Origin of the sequence: Mesorhizobium sp. ISC15, from assembly GCF_037162615.1 — a bacterium.
GTDB lineage: Bacteria > Pseudomonadota > Alphaproteobacteria > Rhizobiales > Rhizobiaceae > Mesorhizobium > Mesorhizobium mediterraneum.
The window spans coordinates 1,512,811-1,532,743 of the sequence record NZ_JAVSPX010000001.1 but is presented as its reverse complement, the minus strand read 5'-3'; the positions used below and the strand labels follow the sequence as shown (position 1 = coordinate 1,532,743).

Here is a 19,933-nt window from a genome sequence, read left to right as displayed (position 1 = left end):
ACGGCAAAACCATGACGCCACGCGCGCCTATTGGCATCTATTGGTATGGAGAGTTGCAATGAAGCTTTCAATCAGCGTTGTGGGGACGGGTCGTATGGGATCGGCGCTCGCCCGCTCCCTGCTTCAGTCGGGTTATCGGACGACGGTCTGGAACAGGACAAAACAAAAGGCCGAACCGCTGGCCGCGCTCGGCGCCACTGTCGCGGGGTCCGTCCTCGAAGCTGTCAATGCGGCTGAGATTATCATCGTGAACGTAAGCGACTACCAGGCAAGCGCAGTTCTGCGCGACGATGCTGTTGCTTCAGCTATTCGCGGCAAGCTGATCGTGGAACTCACTTCGGGAACGCCGCATGGCGCACGCGAAGCCGCTGAATGGTTTGCCGAGCACGGAGCCAACTATCTCGATGGCGCGATCATGGCCACGCCGGATTTCATCGGCACAAATGCCGGGACGATACTGATCTCGGGGCCAAGGCAGGCTTTCGACGCGAACGAGGAGATGTTTCGTGCGTTGGGCGGCAATGTCCAGCATGTCGGGGAAGAACCGGGACGGGCAAACGCACTTGATAGCGCGCTGCTTGCTCTCATGTGGGGCGCGCTGTTCGGAGCGCTCCATGCGATCGCCGTGTCTCAGGCCGAAGAGATCGACCTCGGCGAGTTGGCACGGCAGTGGACCGCAACAGCGCCTGTTGTTGACGGGCTTGTCGTCGACCTCATCAAGCGGACGAATGCTGGCCGTTTTGCCAGCGACGACGAGACGCTCTCGTCGATCTCCCCGCACTACGGCGCATTCCAGCATCTCTTGGAGCTGATGGAGGCGCGCAAGATCGACCGCTCGGTCGTCAACGCTTACGACGCGATCTTCCAACGGGCGATTGCAGCTGGCCACTTACGTGACGATTTTGCCGCGTTATCGCAGTTTCTGGGAAAGTCCGGATAGGTGACCTCTCCGACCTGGATTGCGAGAAGGCCCTTTCTGACTGGCTGAGCAGATTTTCATCATGCAGCTTTCGGCCTTACTGAGGCGGATCATGCTTTACCGTCAGCCAGCGGGCCGTTTAACGGTGGGCTGCGTTCGGGCTTTGTTGTCCAAGCATGGGCCGAGTCAGGCCAGTGATCCGCATTAGGGGAATAGGATGCCTTTGACGCTTCTCATCGATTCGTATTGTGCTGCCTGGTCTGATGAGAACGCCCAGCAGCGGCGGGCGTTGCTGTCATCGGTCTGGAGCGATGGCGCAACATACACCGACCCTACAGTCCATGCGACTGGCGCGGAAGAACTGCTCGCGCACATAGCAGGAGTTCTGGCCAAGCATCCCGGTGCCCGCATCTTACGGACAAGTGACGTGGATGTTCATCATGGGATCGCACGCTTCGCGTGGAAGTTTGTGATGCCTGATGGATCGTCCTTCCCCGAGGGTTTGGACATAGCCTTCCTCGACTCCAGCCAGAAGCGAATAACGCGTATCGTCGGCTTTTTCGGGCCGTTGATAAGGTCTTCAGTGTCATAGGCCACGCACCAAATTATTCAGCCAGATCCGGTCGCAAGATCGTCGCTTCAGTTGGGGATATTCCGACAAGCTCTCGCCATCAAGCAGATCGACCAGCGCGTGCCAGCCCGTGCGCCACCAGCCGATCGATGATTTCGGAATAGCTGACGCCGCTTGCCGCCATCGCCTTGGAATACATGCTGATATCGGTGAAACCGGGAATGGTGTTGAGCTCGTTGATGAGGACGCGCATGTCAGGCGTCACGAAGAAATCAACGCGGGCCATGCCGTCGCAGCCGACCGCACGGAAGGCCTTTGCTGCCATCGCGCGGATCTTGCCCTCAATCTCCTGCGGCAGTTCAGCCGGGACTTTCAGCGCGGCGCCGTGCTCGTCGATATATTTGGCGTCGTAGCTGTAGAAACCGTGGCTCTGTGCTGGCATGATTTCGCCAGGACGGGAAACGAAGAGGCCGCCTTGCGTATCCTCCAGCACGCTGCACTCGATCTCGCGGCCTCGAATAAATTCTTCGGCCAGCAGCTTGCGGTCGTGACCAAAACCTTCTGTCAGCGCTGCCTCATAGTCTTTTTCAGCCGAAACCTTACTGACGCCGACAGAGGAGCCCTGCCGGGCCGGTTTGATGAAAAGCGGAAGACCAAGCACGCTCTCCAGTTCCGCAAAGGCCGGTGCGGCGCCGTGGTGGATTGTGACGGAACGCGCGGTGGGCAAGCCCGCCTCGTTCAGCAGCCGCTTGGCAATGTCCTTGTCGAGGGCGGCGGCCGAACCGAGTATGCCGCAGCCGGCGAGCGGCACACGCGCCACCTCCGCGAGCCCCTGCACCGAGCCGTCCTCGCCATGGAGGCCGTGCAGGGCGGGAAACAGGATGTCGATGGCAGGCAGTTCGTGAGGCGTGCCATTCGTCGGGATCGCCAACACCCGTCCTTGTCCGCCCGGCACCAGACAGACTTCTGTACCGGTCGAAGGTTTCGCCAGCGTGCCATCCTCGAAGCTGCTCAGCAGCCATTGTCCTTCGCGGGTGACGAAGACGGGAACGGCATCGTACTTCGCGGGTTCCAGCGCACGCATGATATTGGTTGCCGACAGCACCGAAACGTCATGCTCGGCGGAGCGTCCGCCAAAGAGCACGGCAATGCGCAGTCTTTTCGAGGTGTCGGCCATGAGCGTCTCCAAAATGGTCTAGGGATGCCGGCAGTGGGCACGTTGGGTCTCGGCGCGCAGCCCGAACGGTTCCCGACGAGGGTCATGAAGTTATGTAGATGATCGGCTCGTATACTCGTATACGAGTCGAGAGGTGGCCATTCAAGTCCGTGTCTGAGGTGCTTGGGTTCGGTCTCCTCCCCAGTGCTCCTCTCATTGAAGGAAGCGCAGCATGAGACCTGAATGAGGAGAGAATACGCTGCCCTCTGCCCTGCTTCGCAAGCAACTGGGGTTGCCTTGATCATAAACCTGTGCTTATCATAAACCATGATTTATGATTATGCAGGTATGGTCGCGCTGGCCGACCCCACGCGCAGAAAGGTATTCGAGCTTGTGGCCGAAGAGCCGCGTTCGGTAGCGAACCTCGCTCGAACCGTGCCGGTGTCTCAGCCCGCGATCTCTCATCATCTGAAGGTGCTGAGGGAGGCGCGGCTGGTCCGCGCCGAGCCTCGCGGCGCCAGCAACATCTACCATGTCGACCCTCATGGTCTTGGCGAGATGCGAGCCTGGCTCGACCAGATGTGGGGGAACGCGCTCGACGCCTTCCGAAACGAGATCAACAAAGCCAAGGAGCGAAATAATGACGGCGATCATTAAACCAGCGCCTGTGCGCAAGTCGGTCACCGTGGACGTGCCGGTTGCCACGGCGTTTGAAGTGTTCACGAGCGGGTTCGGACGTTGGTGGCCGGCGTCCCACTCGATAGGCAAGTCCGCGCTCAGGAGCGCGACTATCGAGCCAAAGGCAGGAGGCCGCTGGTTTGAGACCGGCGAGGATGGGACGGAATGCGACTGGGGCGAAGTGCTGGCGTGGGAACCGCCAAACCGCATCGTCCTGGCATGGCGGATTCGCGCCGACTGGCAATATGATCCGTCGCTGCTGACCGAAGTCGAGATCAACTTCTCCGAGGCCGGCGAGAACGCGACTCGCGTCGAGCTCGAGCATCGTCGGCTTGAGAACATGGGCGCGGCCGGCGAAGCGGTGCGTGAGATCTTCGAATCCGATCGCGGCTGGAGCGGTATCCTGAAAAACTATGTCCAGTTGATAGAGAAGCGGTAGGCCGCCAACCGATCGGCCAACACACTTACCCTTGAGTGCGTGAAAGGTGCGCTTCAATTCGCAATCCAAGTACTATAGTTAAGGACCAGGAGGGCGGCTTGCCGCTTGCTGAGACAACGACGGCGAAAGCATATTTTGCCGCAGTGTATGACGAGCCGTGCCGGTGAGATGAGACGAAACGGTCGAAGACAGGCTAGCATAAGGCCCGGCACTCTGCTCAGCATGGGTGCTGGTCTGCGGCTGCTCGCTTCATTGCTCTTCTTGATCTGGACCATTCCCGCGGCAACAGCCGCGCACGTCGGACAGGACCTTGCCAAGGGGCAAATGAGGCTCGGCGCGACCGGGCCCGTCACTCACCCGACTTTCCTTGTCCGCGACATTGCACGCCGTGTTGCTGCTGAGACTTCCCGTTTCAAGACGGGAACGCCTGTCACTGCGGGAAACGGCAAGCCCTTTTGCATCATCCCGGATTTGCGCCTGCCGCTCGAAACAGCGTCAGCCGCACCGTTTGGTATAGGGTCCGAAGAGCGGCCGAAACTGTCGCCGAACCGCGCCTTCGATGCGCGCGCGCCTCCGCTTCTCACGGCATGATCTTGGCCGCGCGACCGCGGCCCTCGGCTCCCAAAACTTTCACATCGCGTTCCCGGGCTCTCGTCGAGTTGCTCGCCGATCGGAACGCCAAAGCACTTGTCGGAGGCGGTTTCCGCCCGATATGGGCTGAACGGATAAGAATATGCTGCATTTTTCGCGCTGGAAGACCATTCTCATCTGGCTGACGGTCCTGGCCGGTGTCCTGTACGCAGCGCCCAATTTGGTTCCCGCCTCCACTCTGGCATCGCTGCCCAATTGGCTGCCAAAGCAGCAGCTGACGCTGGGGCTCGACCTGCAGGGCGGCTCGCACATCCTGCTCCAGATCGATCGGCAGGACCTCGCCAACGAACGCCTCGAAGCGGCCCGCGACGAGGTTCGCACATCGCTGCGCGATGCCCAGATCGGTTATACCGGACTTGCCGGCACCGCCAATTCGATCCAGGTCCGCATTCGCGACCAAGGTCAGGTCGAAGCTGCGAAGAGCGCGCTCGAAAGATTGACGCAGCCGATCTCGACCGGACTTTTCATGAGCGGCTCCGTGACCGAGATGGAGATGGCCGAGCCGGAACCGGGGCTGCTGCGTTTTACGCTGACCGAAGCCGGGATCGACTACCGGATCGCCGCGGCGCTGACCCAATCGATCGAGGTGGTGGGCCGGCGCGTGAACGAGCTCGGCACGACCGAGCCGATCATCCAGCGCCAGGGTTCGGACCGTATCATGGTCCAGGTGCCGGGCCTGCAGGATCCGCAGCGGCTGAAGGATATTCTCGGACAGACCGCGAAGCTGACCTTTCAGATGGTCGACCAGTCGATTCCGGTCGAGGAGGCTATCTCCGGCCGCCCGCCGGCGGGCTCGACAGTGTTGTATTCGACGGACGAACCGCGGGTTCCGCATCTGATCGAGAATCGGATCATCGTCTCCGGCGAAAACCTCGTCGATGCGCAGGCAACCTTCGACCAGCGCACCAACGAGCCGGTGGTCTCGTTTCGTTTCGACAGCCGCGGCGCCGGCCGCTTCGGTCAGGCTACTCAGACCAATGTCGGGCGCCTGTTCGCGATCATCCTCGACAACGAGGTGATCTCCGCGCCGCAGATCCGCGAACCAATCCTGGGCGGCACCGGGCAGATATCCGGCAGTTTCACGGTGGAGAGCGCGAACGACCTTGCGGTCCTGCTGCGCGCCGGCGCACTGCCTGCCGACCTCACCATCGTCGAGGAACGCACCGTCGGCCCGAGCCTCGGCAGCGATTCGATCGACGCCGGCCAGTTCGCGTCAATCGTCGCCGGGTTCCTCGTCGTCGGCTTCATGCTGTTCGCCTATGGGCGACTGGGGCTGATCGCGAATATCGCGCTCCTGGCCAACGTCGCATTGATCATCGCCGTCCTGTCGGTTCTCGGCGCGACGCTGACGCTGCCCGGCATCGCCGGCATCGTGCTGACGATGGGGATGGCGGTCGATTCCAACGTCATCATCTTCGAGCGCGTCCGCGAAGAGAGCCGCCAAGGGCGCTCGATCGTGCAGTCGATGGATTCCGGGTTCAAACAGGCGCTGGCGACAGTCGTCGACGCCAATGTGACGACGCTGATTGCCGCCGTCATCCTGTTCTTTCTCGGCTCAGGGCCGATCAAGGGATTTGCCGTCACCCTCGCCATCGGCATCGTCACCACCGTGTTCACGGCGTTCACGCTGACGCGCTGGCTGGTCGCATTCTGGCTTCGCCGGCAACGCCCGAAAACCATGCCCAGCGGTGTCATGCGACTGGTGCCCGACGACACGCGCGTGCCATTCATGGCGTTCCGAAAGTACGCCTTCACGCTGTCCCTGCTATTGTCGATCGCTTCGGCCGCGGCGTTCTTCACTGTCGGCATGAACTACGGCATCGACTTCCGCGGCGGTTCGAGCATCGAGGTGCAGGCGAAGGGTCAGCAGGCCGACATCGGCAACATCCGCGAGCGCCTGACAGGTCTCGAACTGGGCGAGGTGCAGGTGCAGGAGTTCGGGTCGACCCGGGATGTGCTGATACGCATCGGCACCCAGGGGGGCGGCGACGTTGCCGAACAGTCCGCCGTCCAGAAAGTGAGAAGCGCGCTCGAATCTGACTACGAGTTCCGCCGCATCGAGGTCGTCGGCCCGACTGTGTCCTCGGAACTAGCCTTCAACGGCACGATGGGCGTGCTCGCCTCGCTGCTGGCGATGCTCGTCTACATCTGGGTCAGGTTCGAGTGGCAGTTCGGGCTCGGCGCCATCATTTCGACCTTCCACGACGTGATCCTGATGATCGGCTTCTACGTCGTCGCGGGCATAGAGTTCAATTTGACCTCGATAGCCGCGATCCTGACTATCGTCGGCTATTCGATCAACGATACGGTTGTTGTCTATGACCGGGTCCGCGAGAACCTGCGCCGCTATAAAAAGATGCCGATCGCCGAGCTGCTCGACCTGTCAATGAACCAGACTCTGGCGCGAACGGTCCTTACCGGCGTGACGACGCTGTTCGCGCTGGCGGCGCTTTCGATCTGGGGCGGCGAGGTCATCCAGTCCTTCACGGTCGCGATGATCTTCGGCATCCTCGCCGGGACCTATTCCTCCATCTTCGTCGCCGGGCCGCTGCTGATCCTGTTCAGGCTCCGGCCGGGCGCCCTCAGTCCAGAGGAACCCACAGCGGCGAAAGAGCCGCCGGCGCGACCGGCTTTATGACGCAACGATGGGTGGTGCCGTCTCTTCGGGTCCTATCGTCTAGCGGATGGCGGATCGGACCGTGACGGCTCGAAGCTGATCCACGACGGCGTCGATTTCGGCGCTGGTCGTGGCTCGACCAAGACTGAAGCGAACGGCGCCCATGCCGATCTTCTCGGGCACGCCCATGGCCGTGAGCACTGGGGAGAGCTCGACCCGGCCGGCGTGACAGGCCGAACCGGTCGACGCCGCGACGCCGTCGAGATGCGAAAGCACCTCGGCGCCGATCATGCCGACGAATGAAACGCTGAGCGTGTTGGGAAGGCGATGCTGAGGGTGCCCGTTGAGCGCGACACGGTCGCCGAAACCCTCCTGCAGCGCGTCCCAAAAACGATCCCGCAGCACGCGGACGCGTGCCATCGGCTCCAGGTCGCTGGCGAGCGCACAGGCCGTACCGAGGCCAACCGCGAGCAAGGCGCTCTCAGTGCCAGCGCGCCGGCCATGTTCGTGCCCCGCGCCATGGATCAGCGGCTCGAGCGTGACACCATCGCGGACATAGAGCGCCCCGACACCCTTTGGTGCATAGAGTTTGTGGCCGGCGATGGTCAGCAAATCGACGCCAAGCGCGTCGACCTTGGTTGCAATCTTGCCGACCGACTGCGCTGCGTCGGTGTGAAACCGGACCCCACGTTCCCGCGCAACAGCACCGATCTCCTCGATCGGCTGGATCGTGCCAACTTCATTGTTGGCGTGCATGACGCTGATCAGGATGGTGCGCGGCGTGATGGCACGACGCACGTCCTCGGGATTGACCCGGCCCGTGCTGTCGACCGGCAAATAGGTCACTGCCGCGCCGAGCTCCTCGAGAAACCGGCAAGGCGCGAGAATGGCCGGGTGCTCGACCGTGGTGGTGACGATGTGCTCGCCCTTGTGGCGGAGGGCGAAGAACGTGCCCTTGATCGCCAGGTTGTTGGCCTCACTGCCGCCGCTTGTGAACACGATCTCGTCGGGTGCGCAATCGAGTAGTGCCGCAACCTGGCCGCGGGCCTTCTCCAGCGCAGCCTTCGCCGGCATGCTCGCCCAATGGCCGCTCGACGGATTGCCGAAAGCCTCATCCAAATATGGCCGCATGGCAGCCGTGACGGCCGGATCGATCGGCGTGCTCGCGTTGTAGTCGAGGTAGATCGACGTCATGTTCGGGAGCCCTCCTTCGCGGCTTGTCGCCCGGCGATCAGCTGCGCGCGGCTACTGCCGCATGAATGCCTGCACCTCTTCGGGTGTCACTTTGCCGTCTTTGTTTGCATCGACCTTGTCGAAGATTCGCTTATGGATAGCGGTGATCTCTTCGAAGGAAAGCGCGCTGTCGCCATCCGTGTCGGCAATGGCGAACATGATCTTCATCATGTGCCCACGCATGCGCATCATCGGCATTGCGCCCATCATGCCGGGCTGTTTCATCTCGCACATCATGCCCTGACCCATGCCTTGGCCCATCATGCCTTGACCCATCATTCCGGGAGGCATCATGCCGGGTTGAGCGGGCTGTGCCCCTTGGTCTTGTCCCGCCATATCTCCAGGCTCGGTGGACGGCGCCGCCTGTGCGACCGTCGTATCGGGATGGTGCGGATCGGCTGCGGTCGTTTGCGCGGCGGCTATAGCCGTCATGCCGGCGGCGACAATTGCGGCGAGCGCGGCCACGCGTGTCAATGAAATCAACGTCATAGCATCCTCCTTCCTCTCATGGGCTCGGCAGTTTTGACCCACTGGCGGCTCTGCGGCCGGAAATGCTTTGGGCTCTTTCCGTACTGCCGGCAAACTGCCGGTCGCGGTCAAATTCCAATATAGGCCCAACGGGCAGCGCGGCGAGCTTGCGCCGGATCAATTGCTTGGGCAGCGATCTGCCGCCGCTGTCATGTTGCCCTCCTCGCGGACGGATGAGCCTCGGTTTCGCTCATCACAACAGCCACGACTACCCCTGAGAGAAACGTCAGCGCGGCGATCGATGTGATCGCCCATGACAGCCCGAAGCTGTCGGCGATGAGGCCGGCGGAGAGCGCGCCGATCGCGTAGCCGAGATCCCGCCAGAAGCGGTAGACGCTGAGTGAGCGGGCGCGCCAGGTCGGATGCGAGGCGTCGGAGACGGCTGCGATCAGGCTTGGGTAGACCATCGCCGTGCCGAGGCCGAGCAGAAGGCTGCCGACGATCCACCACTCGAACTGGCGCGTCGCCGCGGTGAGAAACAGACCCGCGGCCTGTACCCACATGCCGGCGACGATCAGGCCCTTGCGCCCCCAGCGATCGCTCAAGGGGCCTGTGGCGATCTGCAGGACACCCCATGTCGCGGGATAGACCGCCTTGAGGATGCCGATGCGCTCGACGCCGAGACCGAAGGAAGCGAAGAATAATGGGAAAATGCCCCAGCTCATGCCGTCGTTGAGATTGTTGACGAGGCCGGCCTGCGAAGCGGCGAACAGGTTGCGATCCCCGAACGAGGTGAGCGCGAAGACTTCCCGAAAGCTGATCGGCGCGGACTGCTGCGCGTGGGACGAAGCTTCCAGCCGAACGTGGTCCCGCGTGTCGCGCACGAGCAGGATCGACAGTGCGGCACCGACGACCGCATAACCGATGCCGAGATAGATCGGCACTGGCCGAAGTCCGTATTGTGAGGCGAGATAGCCGGTCAGGAACGCCGTCACCCCGACGGCGAGATAGCCGGCGAACTCGTTAAGACCAACGGCAAGGCCGCGCGACTTCGGCCCGACGAGATCGACTTTCATGATCACGGTCATCGACCAGGCGAGCCCCTGGTTGATGCCGAGCAATGCGTTGGCCGCAATCACCCATTCCCAGGTCGGCGCCCAGATGATCATGAACGGCACCGGCAGGCCGACCAGCCATCCCAAGACGAGCACGCGCTTGCGGCCCCACGCGTCGGCAAGCTGCCCCGAGACCAGATTGGCGAGCGCCTTGACGACGCCGAAGCTGACGATGAAGGAGACGATGAGCGTTGTCGACGTGACGTGGAACTCTTCCGATCCGATCAGCGGCACCACCGTTCGTTCTATCCCGACCATGCCGCCGACAAAGGCGTTGATCACGACGAGCAACGCGAATTGCGGCCAGTTCTCTCTGAGGCCTAGCCTGACGGGTGAACCCGCCTTGCCTGGCACCGATGCCGCTTCGTCCATGGGTCAGGCCGCCGCCGCAGCCAAGGCGGAATTGGCGGCCCGGAGCGCCGCGGCCTCGGGCGGAGCCGGGGGAATCTCGGCGAGCATGAAGCGGATGAACGCGGCTTCGTCCTCGATCCGCAAGGCCTCGTTGTGGCGTTTCTCGAAACCGATGGTCGACCAGGGCTTGCCGCTCAGGCGCCGGCCGCAGACCGAGCCAGCATAGGCGCCGGGGAGCACCTCGACATGATCTGGGAGAGCCTTGAGCCGACCGGCGCTGTGAAACATATCCTTTGCGCCTTGCTCGGCGCTGACGGCGAGTTCGGTGCGACCGAGATCGCCGACCATCAGCGTGTGGCCGGTCAGCACGAACCATGGCTCGTCGGCACGCGTGCGGTCGCTGACGAGAATGCAGATATGCTCCGGGGTGTGACCGGGCGTGTGCAGGACGGTTGCGGCGACGTTGCCGAGCGAGAGGGCCTCTCCGTCGCGCATTCCTTTGAACGGGAACGCGACATACGCCTCCGCCCCGAGCACGTATGCGGCGCCCGCCGCTTCGGCGAGCGCGCGGCCGACAGAGAGATGGTCGGCATGAACATGCGTGTCGACGACGAAGTGGATGCGCATGCCGGCGTCTTCGGCGGCGCGCAGGTAAAACTCGATGTCGCCGGCCGGATCGACGACGGCCGCGGCTGCCTTGCCGCCGCAGCCGAACAGGTATGAGACGCCGACTGGATCGGTATGAAGGAATTGGCGAAGGATCATGGTCTTGCGCGCCTCGCGACGACGGGCTAGAGACATTCAATCATTCCGCTGAATGTTCCACTGAGGAGAAGCCGTGTCAAGCACCGGACCGAAACAGGCGATCTACGCGAGCCTTGCCGAAGTGGCTCAGGCGCTCGGCCATCCGCATCGGCTCGAGCTTCTGGAGCACCTCGCGCAAGGGGTGCGCAGCGTCGAGGACCTCTCCGCGCGAGCCCATCTGAGCTTCGCCAACACGTCGCGCCACCTGCAGATCCTGCGGCGGGCTCGCCTCGTCGAGACGGAGCGCCGCGGCAAGCACATGCTCTATAGCCTCGCCGGCGACACCGAGGTGGTGGCGCTGATCAAGGCGCTCGGCCGCGTCGGCGAGCGAAATGTTGCCGAAATCGGCCGCGTCATGGCCGACTACTTCCGGGCTCGCGATGCGATGGAGCCGGTGTCGCGAGACGAGCTCGTCTCAAGGCTGCATGACGGCATGGTCACGGTTCTCGACGTGCGGCCAGAGGATGAGTTCGCGGCCGGACATCTTCCAGGCGCCCTCAACATCCCGCTGGCCGAGTTGGAGCGTCGCTTAGGCGAGCTAGAGGCAGATCGGGAAGTGATCGCCTATTGCCGCGGTCCCTATTGCGTTCTCTCGTTCGAAGCGGTCGCCGCCTTGCGAGAGCAGGGCTATCTCGCGCGTCGGCTCGAAGACGGCTATCCCGAATGGAAGACCGCCGGCCTGCCGGTCGAAACGGCCGCCTGAAACAGAACACGCGGGCGCTCACGCAGGTGATGAGGGCAGGCAGATCAGTGCTGCGGATCCATTCGACGACCTTTCTTTTCATGGCCCGTGCCTTGCGCGACATGGGCGATGGCTTCGTGGCCGTTCTGTTGCCGGTCTATCTCCTCGCGTTAGGCTTCACTCCCCTTCAGGTAGGCGTGATCGCAACGGCGTCACTGCTTGGTTCCGCGCTCTTAACCATCGTTGTCGGGTTCCTCGGCGTCCGTTACGATCACCGCCAACTCCTGTTTGCCGCCGCCAGCCTGATGGTCGCCACGGGCGTGGCCTTTGCTTTGGTCCATGACTACGCGCTGCTGTTGGTGGTCGCGTTCGCAGGCACCATCAACCCCTCGGCCGGCAGCGTCAGCGTATTCGTGCCATTGGAGCATGCGGTGCTGACACGCGGAGTCACCGATGCCGCGCGGACCAGGATGTTCGCGCGTTACAGCCTTGTGGGTGCGCTGGCAGGCGCGGTTGGCGCGCTCGTTTCGGCGACACCTGATCTTCTGGCTCCGGCCGGCCTCGACCAACTCGCCGGCATCAAGGCGATGTTCGTGCTCTATGCGTTTCTGGGTCTTCTCGGCGGCCTCCTTTACGCGCAGATTCCGCAGCGCCGTCCAGCGACGGACTCCAGCAGCGGGTCCGCGCTCGGCCCCTCGCGCAAGATTGTGTTCAAGCTCGCGGCGCTTTTCAGCCTCGATGCTTTTGCCGGAGGCTTTGTAGTCCAGTCGCTGCTTGCCCTCTGGCTTTTCGAAAAGTTCGATCTGTCGCTTTCGGAAGCGGGATTTTTCTTCTTCTGGTCCGGCGTGCTTTCGGCGTTCTCTTTCCCCGTTTCAGCTTGGCTGTCCCGGCGCATCGGACTGATCAACACGATGGTGTTCACCCACATTCCGTCGAGCATCGCCCTGATGCTGGCGGCGTTGGCGCCCACGCTGCCTCTGGCACTCGTCCTGCTGCTGATCCGCGCAGCACTTTCGCAGATGGACGTGCCGACGCGATCATCTTACGTGATGGCCGTCGTCACGGAGGCGGAACGGGCGGCGGCCGCGAGCTTCACATCAGTGCCGCGGAGTCTGGCCGCCGCAGTCAGCCCCGCGCTGGCTGGCGCGCTGTTCGCGGCCTCGTTCCGGGCTTGGCCCCTCCTCATTTGCGGTGCCCTGAAGATCACCTACGATCTGTTGCTGCTGATGCAGTTCCGGCATCTCAAGCCCCCGGAGGAACGGTGATGCGGCCTTGTCGCTTCGGCGCGTTTTACCACGACGGATCAATCACGCAGAAAGAACGTTGGAAGGTTGTCGATCACTTTCGGCTGGCTGCTCTTACTTTCATCGTCGTTGCTCGTCCGATTCACCGAGGTGTGACCCACCTAGAATATTCCACGCTCTCGGCGATTTCGATCGGGCCCGGGTGCAACTCGTCCCACTAGATTGTATAATGAGTATCGACTTATCGGTTTGAGCCATAAATGCGGCGTGGAAGACTTGATATGCTTCTGGCCTTTCTGGCCGTCGCACGGGAGGGCAGCTTCACGCGGGCTGCGGCGCAGCTCGGAATTTCGCAGTCCACGCTGAGCCACACGGTCCGTGCACTCGAAGAGCAACTGGGTATTCGGCTGCTGACCCGCACGACCCGCAGCGTTTCACCTACAGAGGCCGGCGCGCGGCTGCTGCGCAACATCGGCCCGCGCTTCGAGGAGATCGACGTCGAGGTCGAGGCGTTGAGCGAATTGAGGGAAAAGCCTGCCGGCACCATTCGCCTCACCGCCAGCGATCACGCATTTAATTCTGTTATCTGGCCGAGGTTGGCGAAGCTCCTTCCCGACTATCCCGACGTCACAGTTGAGGTGTTCCTCGACAACGCACTGACAGACATTGCAGCTGAACGGTTCGACGCAGGCGTGCGAATGGGAGAGAGCGTCGCAAAAGACATGATCGCTGTGCGCGTCGGGCCGGACATCCGCTTCGCCGTCGTTGGGGCGAAATCATATTTCGCCAAGCGGCCGCCGCCAATGACACCGCAGGAGCTAACTGGTCACATTTGCATCAACCAGCGCTTTTCCTCCAACGGCGGGCTGTGGGCCTGGGATTTCGAGCGAGACGGTCGCGAGCTGAAGGTGCGGGTGGACGGCCAGATCATCCTGAATGGCACCGTCGAGATTCTCGAAGCCGCGTTGGAGGGTTTCGGCCTCGCCTATATGCCGGAGGACGTGGCGCAGGCCCACCTTGACAGCGGTCGCCTTGTGCGGGTGCTCGACGAGTGGTCCCCGCCTTGGCCGGGATATCACCTCTACTATCCCAGCCGCCGCCAAACGTCCCCCGCTTTCGCTCTGCTTGTCAATGTGCTCCGCTATTCGGGCTGAGGCCGCCCACGAAACGGGCAGCGTGGCTCCCGCCGGCGCAAGTCCACTTTGGCTTGGCGCCCACGCGAAGCCGGCCTAGACGGCTTCAGTCAGCGGGCGCGGCCGGGAAAATCCGAAGCCCGCCAAAGCCGCTACGATGGGCGGCGTTCCCGGCGATAGCTCCAGTTTTACGCAGCTGTTATGCTCGCGGCGCACCAGCATGCAGATGTTCACAATCCGATCTGTCCACTGGGGGCGTGCCTGCTCGCTATGTCGCTGCTGGAGGGTGGCAAAATGAACCAATGGTTTTCTTCACTGCCGGCCTTGGCTAAGTGGACGATTGGCGTCATAGGTAGTGTCCTGATTGGAATGGGTGTTACTTCTGTTGTTACCGAAGTCGCCTCCGGCAAGGCCTGCTTCCTCAGTCAAGCACAAGTAATCCACACGGACCAGGGTCAGAAAATATTCCAAGTAGTTACCTACACAAAGAATTATGGCCGTGGATCCGTTAAGGATGTCAATGTTCGTTATGTCTATACTGTCGAAGAAGGTGGCGAACTAGGCGCGCGATTCGCAGATTTAATTTCTGAAAACCCGCCGGACAGCTCCTCCAGCAGATGCCGGGAGCAAAAAAGAGAGAATTGGAATGGGAGAAATGAGCTGACTGTGGAGTTCGTCGGGTGCGATTTTGAGCCTACTGAAGCCATGGACACATTTACGGGACCGTACATCCAAAAGGCTCGAAAGATCGTAACCACCGTGGAAAATGAGAGCGGGGCTCGTTGGGCGGAGACCATGCGGCTCAGCGACCGCGACTATCTAAGGCACATTCGATCAGAGTCTACGGGGACAAGAAGAGTTCAATGGCACAACATCAGGATATCTGTTTTGGTTGAAATGGGCGTTAGCACCCATGATCTGTCTTACGAAAAGTTAAGGGAGATTGAGCGCCAGCGTCGTGCATGCCCTAAGTTCCTAACGCCGAACTACTGCTGAGGAGTTAGCAGCGCACGCGTTGATTGATGGCGTCGGATAGGGTTGCCTTAGCATCGCCTGCCGCTGGGCAGCTTTCGGCTCAATGACATGGGTCTGGCGTGCTCTTCGACATGCCGGGAATAGCGGTGCAGGCCGCGCCGAAGCGCCACAGGGGCTCGCCCGCACGAAAACGTCTCTCATAGGTTGGAGGGCTTTCGCTGGCTACAAGCGCGTCCGGCGTGCTGCAGCGTAGATTTGGCGCGCCCGAAGAGATTCGAACTCCTGACCCCCAGATTCGTAGTCTGGTGCTCTATCCAGCTGAGCTACGGGCGCGCAACAGGCCATGCTTTGCATAGCCCGCGATCCGATCCTTAACGACCGGCCGCGATGTGACGTGTTCCCTAGCGACTGAATTTCCGAAAAGCAAGCCGATCCGGCAAAAGTTTTGCTGTTCGTGCTGGCCGGCTCTTTGTTCTGCGCAATTCCGGACGGAAAACCGTCACACACTTTTCCTGGAATTGCTCTTTGTTCTGCGCAATTCCGGACGGAAAACCGTCACACACTTTTCCTGGAATTGCTCTTTGTTCTGCGCAATTCCGGACGGAAAACCGTCACACACTTTTCCTGGAATTGCTCTGGATCAGGCCGGGCGGCGCAGGCCGTTGCGGGCCTGGTCGAGCCGGACCGGCTCGTCCGGGATGGTGACCGCGAATGTGGTGCGGCCGCCTCTGCTTTCGACAAGCTCCACCGTGCCGCCGTGAGCGCGGATCAATTCATAGGCGATCGCCAGGCCAAGGCCGGTGCCGCCGCTGCGGGCCGAGCCGCGGAACGCCGCGAACAGGTTCTCGCGCGCCTTCGGCGGCAGGCCGGGGCCGGTGTCGGTGACGGTGATCCGGCTGACGCTGCCGACGCGCTCGGCCGACACCGCCAACCGGCGCACCACCGCGCTTTCCGCGTCCGCCGCCATCGCCTGCACGGCGTTGCGGCAAAGATTGGTGAGCACGCGAAAGAGCTGATCGGAATCGGCATCCACCTCGAAAGCCAGATCGACGGCGTTGACGAATTCGATGCCGCCTTCGGTGTCGAGCAGGCCGTGGACGTCGTCGACCAGCTGGCGCAGCCTGAGCCTGCGGCGCGAAGGCGGCGGCTCCTGGGTGCGGCCATAAGAAAGCACACCTTCCGAATAGGATACGGCACGATCGAGCGCGCGCAGCAGTTTCGGCGCGAAGGCCTGCACGGTCGGGTCCTTGACCTGACGCAAGCGGTCCGACATCAGCTGCGCCGACGCCAGGATGTTGCGCATGTCGTGATTGATCTTCGACACGGCGAGGCCGAGATCGGCGAGATGCTTCTGCTCGGAGAGCATCTTCTGGAGCCGCTCCTGCATCTGCGAGAGCTCTCGCTCTGCAACGCCGATCTCGTCGGCGCGGGCGGCAGGGTGGATGATCCGCCCGGGATCGTCGGGCGCCTCGGAGAAGGCCAGCATCGAACGCGTCATCGTCCGGATCGGGCCGATCATGATCAGGTCGATGGCGGCATAGACCAGCATGGCGGTGAACAGCGAGATCAGTAGCGAGACGAAGGCGACGTTGCGCGAATAGATGAGCATGGCATTGCGCAGGCTGTAGTCGGGCATGATCAGCTCGAATTCCTTGTCGCTGTCGCCGACCGGCCCGAAAACGCGCAGCATCCGCTCGCCACCGAAAAACAGCGTGTCCAAAGCACTGGTCATGCCCTGGACCAGGCCGATACTGGCGATGTCGATATGCTCGTCGACGTGCGGCGGCATTTCAGCCACGACCAGAAGGCGCGAGACGCCGCCGTCGCGCACGGCGATGGCCTTGGCGCCGATCGCCGTCAGCACGTCGTTCTGCGCTGCGCGCGACAGCGAGGCTGGCTCTCCCTGCACCAGCACGATCGAGACCGCCGCGGCGGTGCTCAGCCTTTCCTTCAGCCAACTCATTCGGTAGCTGGCGATCCAGGGCAGAAAGATAAGGACCTCGGCCAGAAGCACGAAGACGATCGTGAGCAGCAGGAGCTTTGTCGACAATCCACGCGACAAAGGCACGGTCCGGGCGGCGGCCGTCGCCCGGTCGGTCCCTTCGCCCGCGGATGGGATTTCACTCATGCTGCTTTTTCTTCACGATCACTTGATCAGCCAAGATTAGGCCATTGCGGCTTTTTTGCCAATTTCATCCTTCGTCCCAATACGGGATAAGACCGCCCAGAGTTCGGCCATCACTTCAGCCATCGGCCATGACGGCGCCGGATTGACTTCCAAAACCCTTCTTTCTATAAGCCCGCTCACGCTCGGGCCATTCGTCCCGGCGCGGTTTCGATCGCGCCAAAACCGACCCGGCAAAGCTCCTGTTACAGAGTGACAGAATCAAGAAGGGCCGCACCCCGCGGTATTAAAACAAATGAAGCGTACCTACCAACCGTCCAAACTCGTCCGCAAACGTCGGCACGGTTTTCGTGCCCGCATGGCCACCAAGGGTGGTCGTGGCGTCGTCGCAGCCCGCCGCAACCGCGGTCGCAAGCGGCTCAGCGCCTGAACGGAAGACGAGATCGTTGCCCGCAACCGGCAAGCCAGTGGGAGCACATCCCAAGCGGCTTCTGAAACGCGCGGAATTCCTGGCTGTCCGGCGTGGCGAGAAGCGCCGCGGGCGGCTTTTTCTCGTCGAGGTTCTGGACCGCAGCGACAGCGAGGCACCTCGCGTCGGCTACACGGTCACCAAGAAGGTCGGCAACGCAGTCGTGCGCAACCGCATCCGGCGGCGGCTGAGGGAAGCCGTGCGCACGCATGCCGCGGGTGACATGGCGCCTGGCAATGACTATGTCATCGTCGGGCGCGAAGACGTGCTTACCACTCCGTTCGGCCAATTGAAGGCCGAACTCTCCCGCCGATTGCGCGGAACACGATAGGCCAAGGCTTTCGATGGAAAACAACCGGAACTTCTTCATCACCATCGCGCTGTCGGTGCTGATCCTGTCGCTTTGGCAGTATTTTTACGTGCTGCCGCAGAGCGAGGCACAGCGCGAGAAGGCCCGCATCGAAGAACAGCGGGTAGCGGAGCAGAAGAAGGCGGCCCAAGCCACCAGTCCGGGCGGTAGCGAAACGCCGGTGCCGCCGCAAGGCGCCATTCCCAATGCAGCGGGCCCCAACGCACCGGGAACCGACGGCACGACGCCGGCCGGCCGCGAGCAGGCGCTGGCGTTGACCCAGCGCGTCAAGATAGACACGCCGAGCCTGGAGGGCTCGATCAATCTCACCGGCGCCCGTCTCGACGACCTCAGGCTCAAGCACTACACGACGACGGTCGACAAGAACTCGCCCGAGATCGAGCTGCTCAACCCGGCGGCGCTGCCTACCGGCTACTATGCCGAGATCGGCTTCGTCGGCAGCGACAAGACCGGCGCGGTGCCGGGGCCGGAAACGGCGTGGACCGTCGAGGGCAATGCGACGCTGACGCCGGCGACGCCGGTCGCGCTGACCTTCACCAACGACAAGGGCCTGACCTTCAAGCGCACCTTCTCCGTCGACAGCGACTATATGTTCACCGTTTCGGACACGGTGCAGAATTCGAGTTCGACCGCCGTTACCCTGTCGAATTACGGCCGTGTCACCCGCTTCGACAAGCCTGCCGTTGCCAGCATCTATGTGCTGCATGAGGGGTTGATCGGCGTCACCGGCACGGAAGGCCTGCAGGAACACAAATACGCGGCCGTCGAGGAGGACAAGCAGTTCACGCCCGGCAAGTCGACCGATGGCTGGCTGGGCATCACCGACAAATACTGGGCGGTGACGCTGGTGCCGACCGAGAAGCAGCCGTTCCAGCCGCGCTACGCCTATTTCGAGGACGGCCGCCCCCGCTACCAGGCCGACTTCCTCACCGACCCGATCAATGTTGATGCCGGCCAATCGGCGACGGTAGAGACCGAGATCTTCGCCGGCGCCAAGGAAGTCGCCAAGGTCAACGCCTATGCGCAAGATCGCCATATCAGGCTGTTCGACCGTTTGATCGACTGGGGATGGTTCATCTGGATCACCAAGCCGATGTTCTACCTGATCGACACGATGTACAAATTCTTCGGTAATTTCGGTCTGGCCATCCTCGCCACCACCGTCGTCGTCAAGGCCGTCTTCTACCCGCTTGCCAACAAATCCTACGCGTCGATGGCGAACATGAAGAAGGTGCAGCCAAAGATGCTTGAGATCCGCGAGAAATACGCGGACGACAAGATGAAGCAGCAACAGGCGATGATGGAGCTCTACAAGACCGAGAAGATCAATCCGCTCGCCGGCTGCTGGCCCGTGGCGCTGCAGATCCCGGTCTTCTTCGCGCTCTACAAGGTGCTCTATATCACCATCGAGATGCGGCACGCACCGTTCTTCGGCTGGATCCAGGATCTGGCGGCGCCCGACCCGACCTCGATCTTCAACCTGTTCGGCCTCATCCCGATCACCTTGCCGCATATGTTGATGGTCGGCGTTTGGCCGCTGATCATGGGCGTGACCATGTTCCTGCAGATGCGCATGAACCCGACGCCGCCGGACCCGACGCAGGCCATGATCTTCACCTGGATGCCTGTCATCTTCACCTTCATGATGGCGGGCTTCCCGGCCGGCCTGGTCATCTACTGGGCCTGGAACAATTTGCTTTCGATCATCCAGCAAGGCGTTATCATGAAGCGGCAGGGCGCCAAGATCGAATTGTGGGACAATCTGGTCGCGCTTTTCCGGAAGAAACCGTCGCCGGCGGAGTAGCCGGCGCCCCCTTTTTTTGCGAATCAAGGAAAGCCCCGGTGCCGGGGCTTTTTCGCACAAGCCGAGCCGCCGCCGAACGCGAAACCAGTCGGCCCGGCGGTAGACGCCGCCGCGACACATCCCTATAAG

Annotated in this window: 18 protein-coding genes and 1 tRNA gene; 12 read left to right on the top strand and 7 right to left on the bottom strand. The window is 62.1% G+C overall.

The annotated features are described in order from the left end of the window. The first annotated feature begins 58 nt into the window (after positions 1 to 58). Together RPG13_RS07640 and RPG13_RS07635 are read left to right on the top strand one after the other, a co-directional pair. A complete protein-coding gene (locus RPG13_RS07640; RefSeq protein WP_337124780.1) occupies positions 59 to 940 on the top strand; it encodes an NAD(P)-dependent oxidoreductase in 882 nt (293 codons plus the stop codon). A gap of 196 nt (positions 941 to 1,136) precedes the next feature. Next, positions 1,137 to 1,511, top strand: a complete 375-nt coding sequence (locus RPG13_RS07635) for a hypothetical protein (protein ID WP_095484517.1) — start codon at positions 1,137 to 1,139, stop codon at positions 1,509 to 1,511. A 79-nt stretch (positions 1,512 to 1,590) separates the two neighbouring features. On the opposite strand, the gene RPG13_RS07630 is transcribed toward RPG13_RS07635, so the two are convergent. Further along, entirely contained in the window at positions 1,591 to 2,667 is a 1,077-nt protein-coding gene (locus tag RPG13_RS07630) for a D-alanine--D-alanine ligase family protein (RefSeq protein ID WP_095484518.1), read from the bottom strand. 306 nt (positions 2,668 to 2,973) lie between these two features. Here RPG13_RS07630 and RPG13_RS07625 point away from each other — a divergent pair, with 306 nt between their 5' ends. The 3 genes from RPG13_RS07625 to secDF all read left to right on the top strand — a co-directional run bounded on the left by RPG13_RS07625 (position 2,974) and on the right by secDF (position 7,052). Beyond that, on the top strand, positions 2,974 to 3,303 hold the full coding sequence (locus RPG13_RS07625) for an ArsR/SmtB family transcription factor (protein WP_095484519.1): 330 nt from the start codon (positions 2,974 to 2,976) through the stop codon (positions 3,301 to 3,303). Further along, the gene (locus RPG13_RS07620) at positions 3,287 to 3,763 is read left to right on the top strand and encodes an SRPBCC family protein (RefSeq protein WP_095484520.1); all 477 of its coding nucleotides are present in this window, start codon (positions 3,287 to 3,289) and stop codon (positions 3,761 to 3,763) included. Before RPG13_RS07625 ends, RPG13_RS07620 begins: the two co-directional genes overlap by 17 nt. A 733-nt stretch (positions 3,764 to 4,496) precedes the next feature. Beyond that, positions 4,497 to 7,052 carry a protein translocase subunit SecDF gene (secDF, locus tag RPG13_RS07615; protein ID WP_126104035.1) on the top strand — a complete coding sequence of 852 codons (2,556 nt, stop codon included), beginning with the start codon at positions 4,497 to 4,499 and terminating at the stop codon, positions 7,050 to 7,052. A 39-nt stretch (positions 7,053 to 7,091) separates the two neighbouring features. Here secDF and RPG13_RS07610 read toward each other — a convergent pair whose 3' ends face one another. The 4 genes from RPG13_RS07610 to RPG13_RS07595 all read right to left on the bottom strand — a co-directional run bounded on the left by RPG13_RS07610 (position 7,092) and on the right by RPG13_RS07595 (position 10,999). After that, the gene (locus tag RPG13_RS07610; RefSeq protein ID WP_128241592.1) at positions 7,092 to 8,225 is read right to left on the bottom strand and encodes a cysteine desulfurase family protein; all 1,134 of its coding nucleotides are present in this window, start codon (positions 8,223 to 8,225) and stop codon (positions 7,092 to 7,094) included. A 51-nt stretch (positions 8,226 to 8,276) separates the two neighbouring features. Further along, positions 8,277 to 8,753 carry an EF-hand domain-containing protein gene (locus tag RPG13_RS07605; RefSeq protein WP_185928238.1) on the bottom strand — a complete coding sequence of 159 codons (477 nt, stop codon included), beginning with the start codon at positions 8,751 to 8,753 and terminating at the stop codon, positions 8,277 to 8,279. Between the two features lie 188 nt (positions 8,754 to 8,941). Then, entirely contained in the window at positions 8,942 to 10,219 is a 1,278-nt protein-coding gene (locus RPG13_RS07600) for an MFS transporter (RefSeq protein ID WP_127205277.1), read from the bottom strand. Between the two features lie 3 nt (positions 10,220 to 10,222). Then, positions 10,223 to 10,999, bottom strand: a complete 777-nt coding sequence (locus RPG13_RS07595; protein ID WP_245461486.1) for an MBL fold metallo-hydrolase — start codon at positions 10,997 to 10,999, stop codon at positions 10,223 to 10,225. A gap of 37 nt (positions 11,000 to 11,036) precedes the next feature. On the opposite strand from RPG13_RS07595, the gene RPG13_RS07590 reads away from it, so the two are divergent. From RPG13_RS07590 to RPG13_RS07575, 4 genes are all read left to right on the top strand, one after another. Beyond that, positions 11,037 to 11,705, top strand: coding sequence for an ArsR/SmtB family transcription factor (locus tag RPG13_RS07590; RefSeq protein ID WP_127291209.1), 669 nt, complete (start codon positions 11,037 to 11,039; stop codon positions 11,703 to 11,705). A 29-nt stretch (positions 11,706 to 11,734) separates the two neighbouring features. After that, entirely contained in the window at positions 11,735 to 12,949 is a 1,215-nt protein-coding gene (locus RPG13_RS07585) for an MFS transporter (protein ID WP_337126993.1), read from the top strand. A gap of 239 nt (positions 12,950 to 13,188) precedes the next feature. After that, positions 13,189 to 14,082: a LysR family transcriptional regulator gene (locus RPG13_RS07580; protein WP_127204487.1), complete on the top strand. Its 894-nt coding sequence runs from the start codon at positions 13,189 to 13,191 to the stop codon at positions 14,080 to 14,082. A gap of 273 nt (positions 14,083 to 14,355) precedes the next feature. Next, a complete protein-coding gene (locus RPG13_RS07575; protein ID WP_337124779.1) occupies positions 14,356 to 15,057 on the top strand; it encodes a hypothetical protein in 702 nt (233 codons plus the stop codon). A gap of 235 nt (positions 15,058 to 15,292) precedes the next feature. Here RPG13_RS07575 and RPG13_RS07570 read toward each other — a convergent pair. Further along, positions 15,293 to 15,369 (bottom strand) — tRNA-Arg (locus tag RPG13_RS07570). Between the two features lie 307 nt (positions 15,370 to 15,676). After that, positions 15,677 to 17,164, bottom strand: coding sequence for a HAMP domain-containing sensor histidine kinase (locus RPG13_RS07565; protein WP_337124778.1), 1,488 nt, complete (start codon positions 17,162 to 17,164; stop codon positions 15,677 to 15,679). 292 nt (positions 17,165 to 17,456) lie between these two features. Here RPG13_RS07565 and rpmH point away from each other — a divergent pair, with 292 nt between their 5' ends. From rpmH to yidC, 3 genes are read left to right on the top strand one after another with little or no spacing between them, the layout of a single operon-like run. Continuing rightward, positions 17,457 to 17,591: a 50S ribosomal protein L34 gene (rpmH, locus tag RPG13_RS07560; protein WP_008833937.1), complete on the top strand. Its 135-nt coding sequence runs from the start codon at positions 17,457 to 17,459 to the stop codon at positions 17,589 to 17,591. Between the two features lie 16 nt (positions 17,592 to 17,607). Beyond that, positions 17,608 to 17,961 carry a ribonuclease P protein component gene (rnpA, locus tag RPG13_RS07555; protein WP_337124777.1) on the top strand — a complete coding sequence of 118 codons (354 nt, stop codon included), beginning with the start codon at positions 17,608 to 17,610 and terminating at the stop codon, positions 17,959 to 17,961. A 13-nt stretch (positions 17,962 to 17,974) separates the two neighbouring features. Then, complete coding sequence (gene yidC, locus RPG13_RS07550) at positions 17,975 to 19,804, top strand: membrane protein insertase YidC (RefSeq protein WP_337124776.1); 1,830 nt, start codon at positions 17,975 to 17,977, stop codon at positions 19,802 to 19,804. The last annotated feature ends 129 nt before the right edge of the window (positions 19,805 to 19,933 follow it).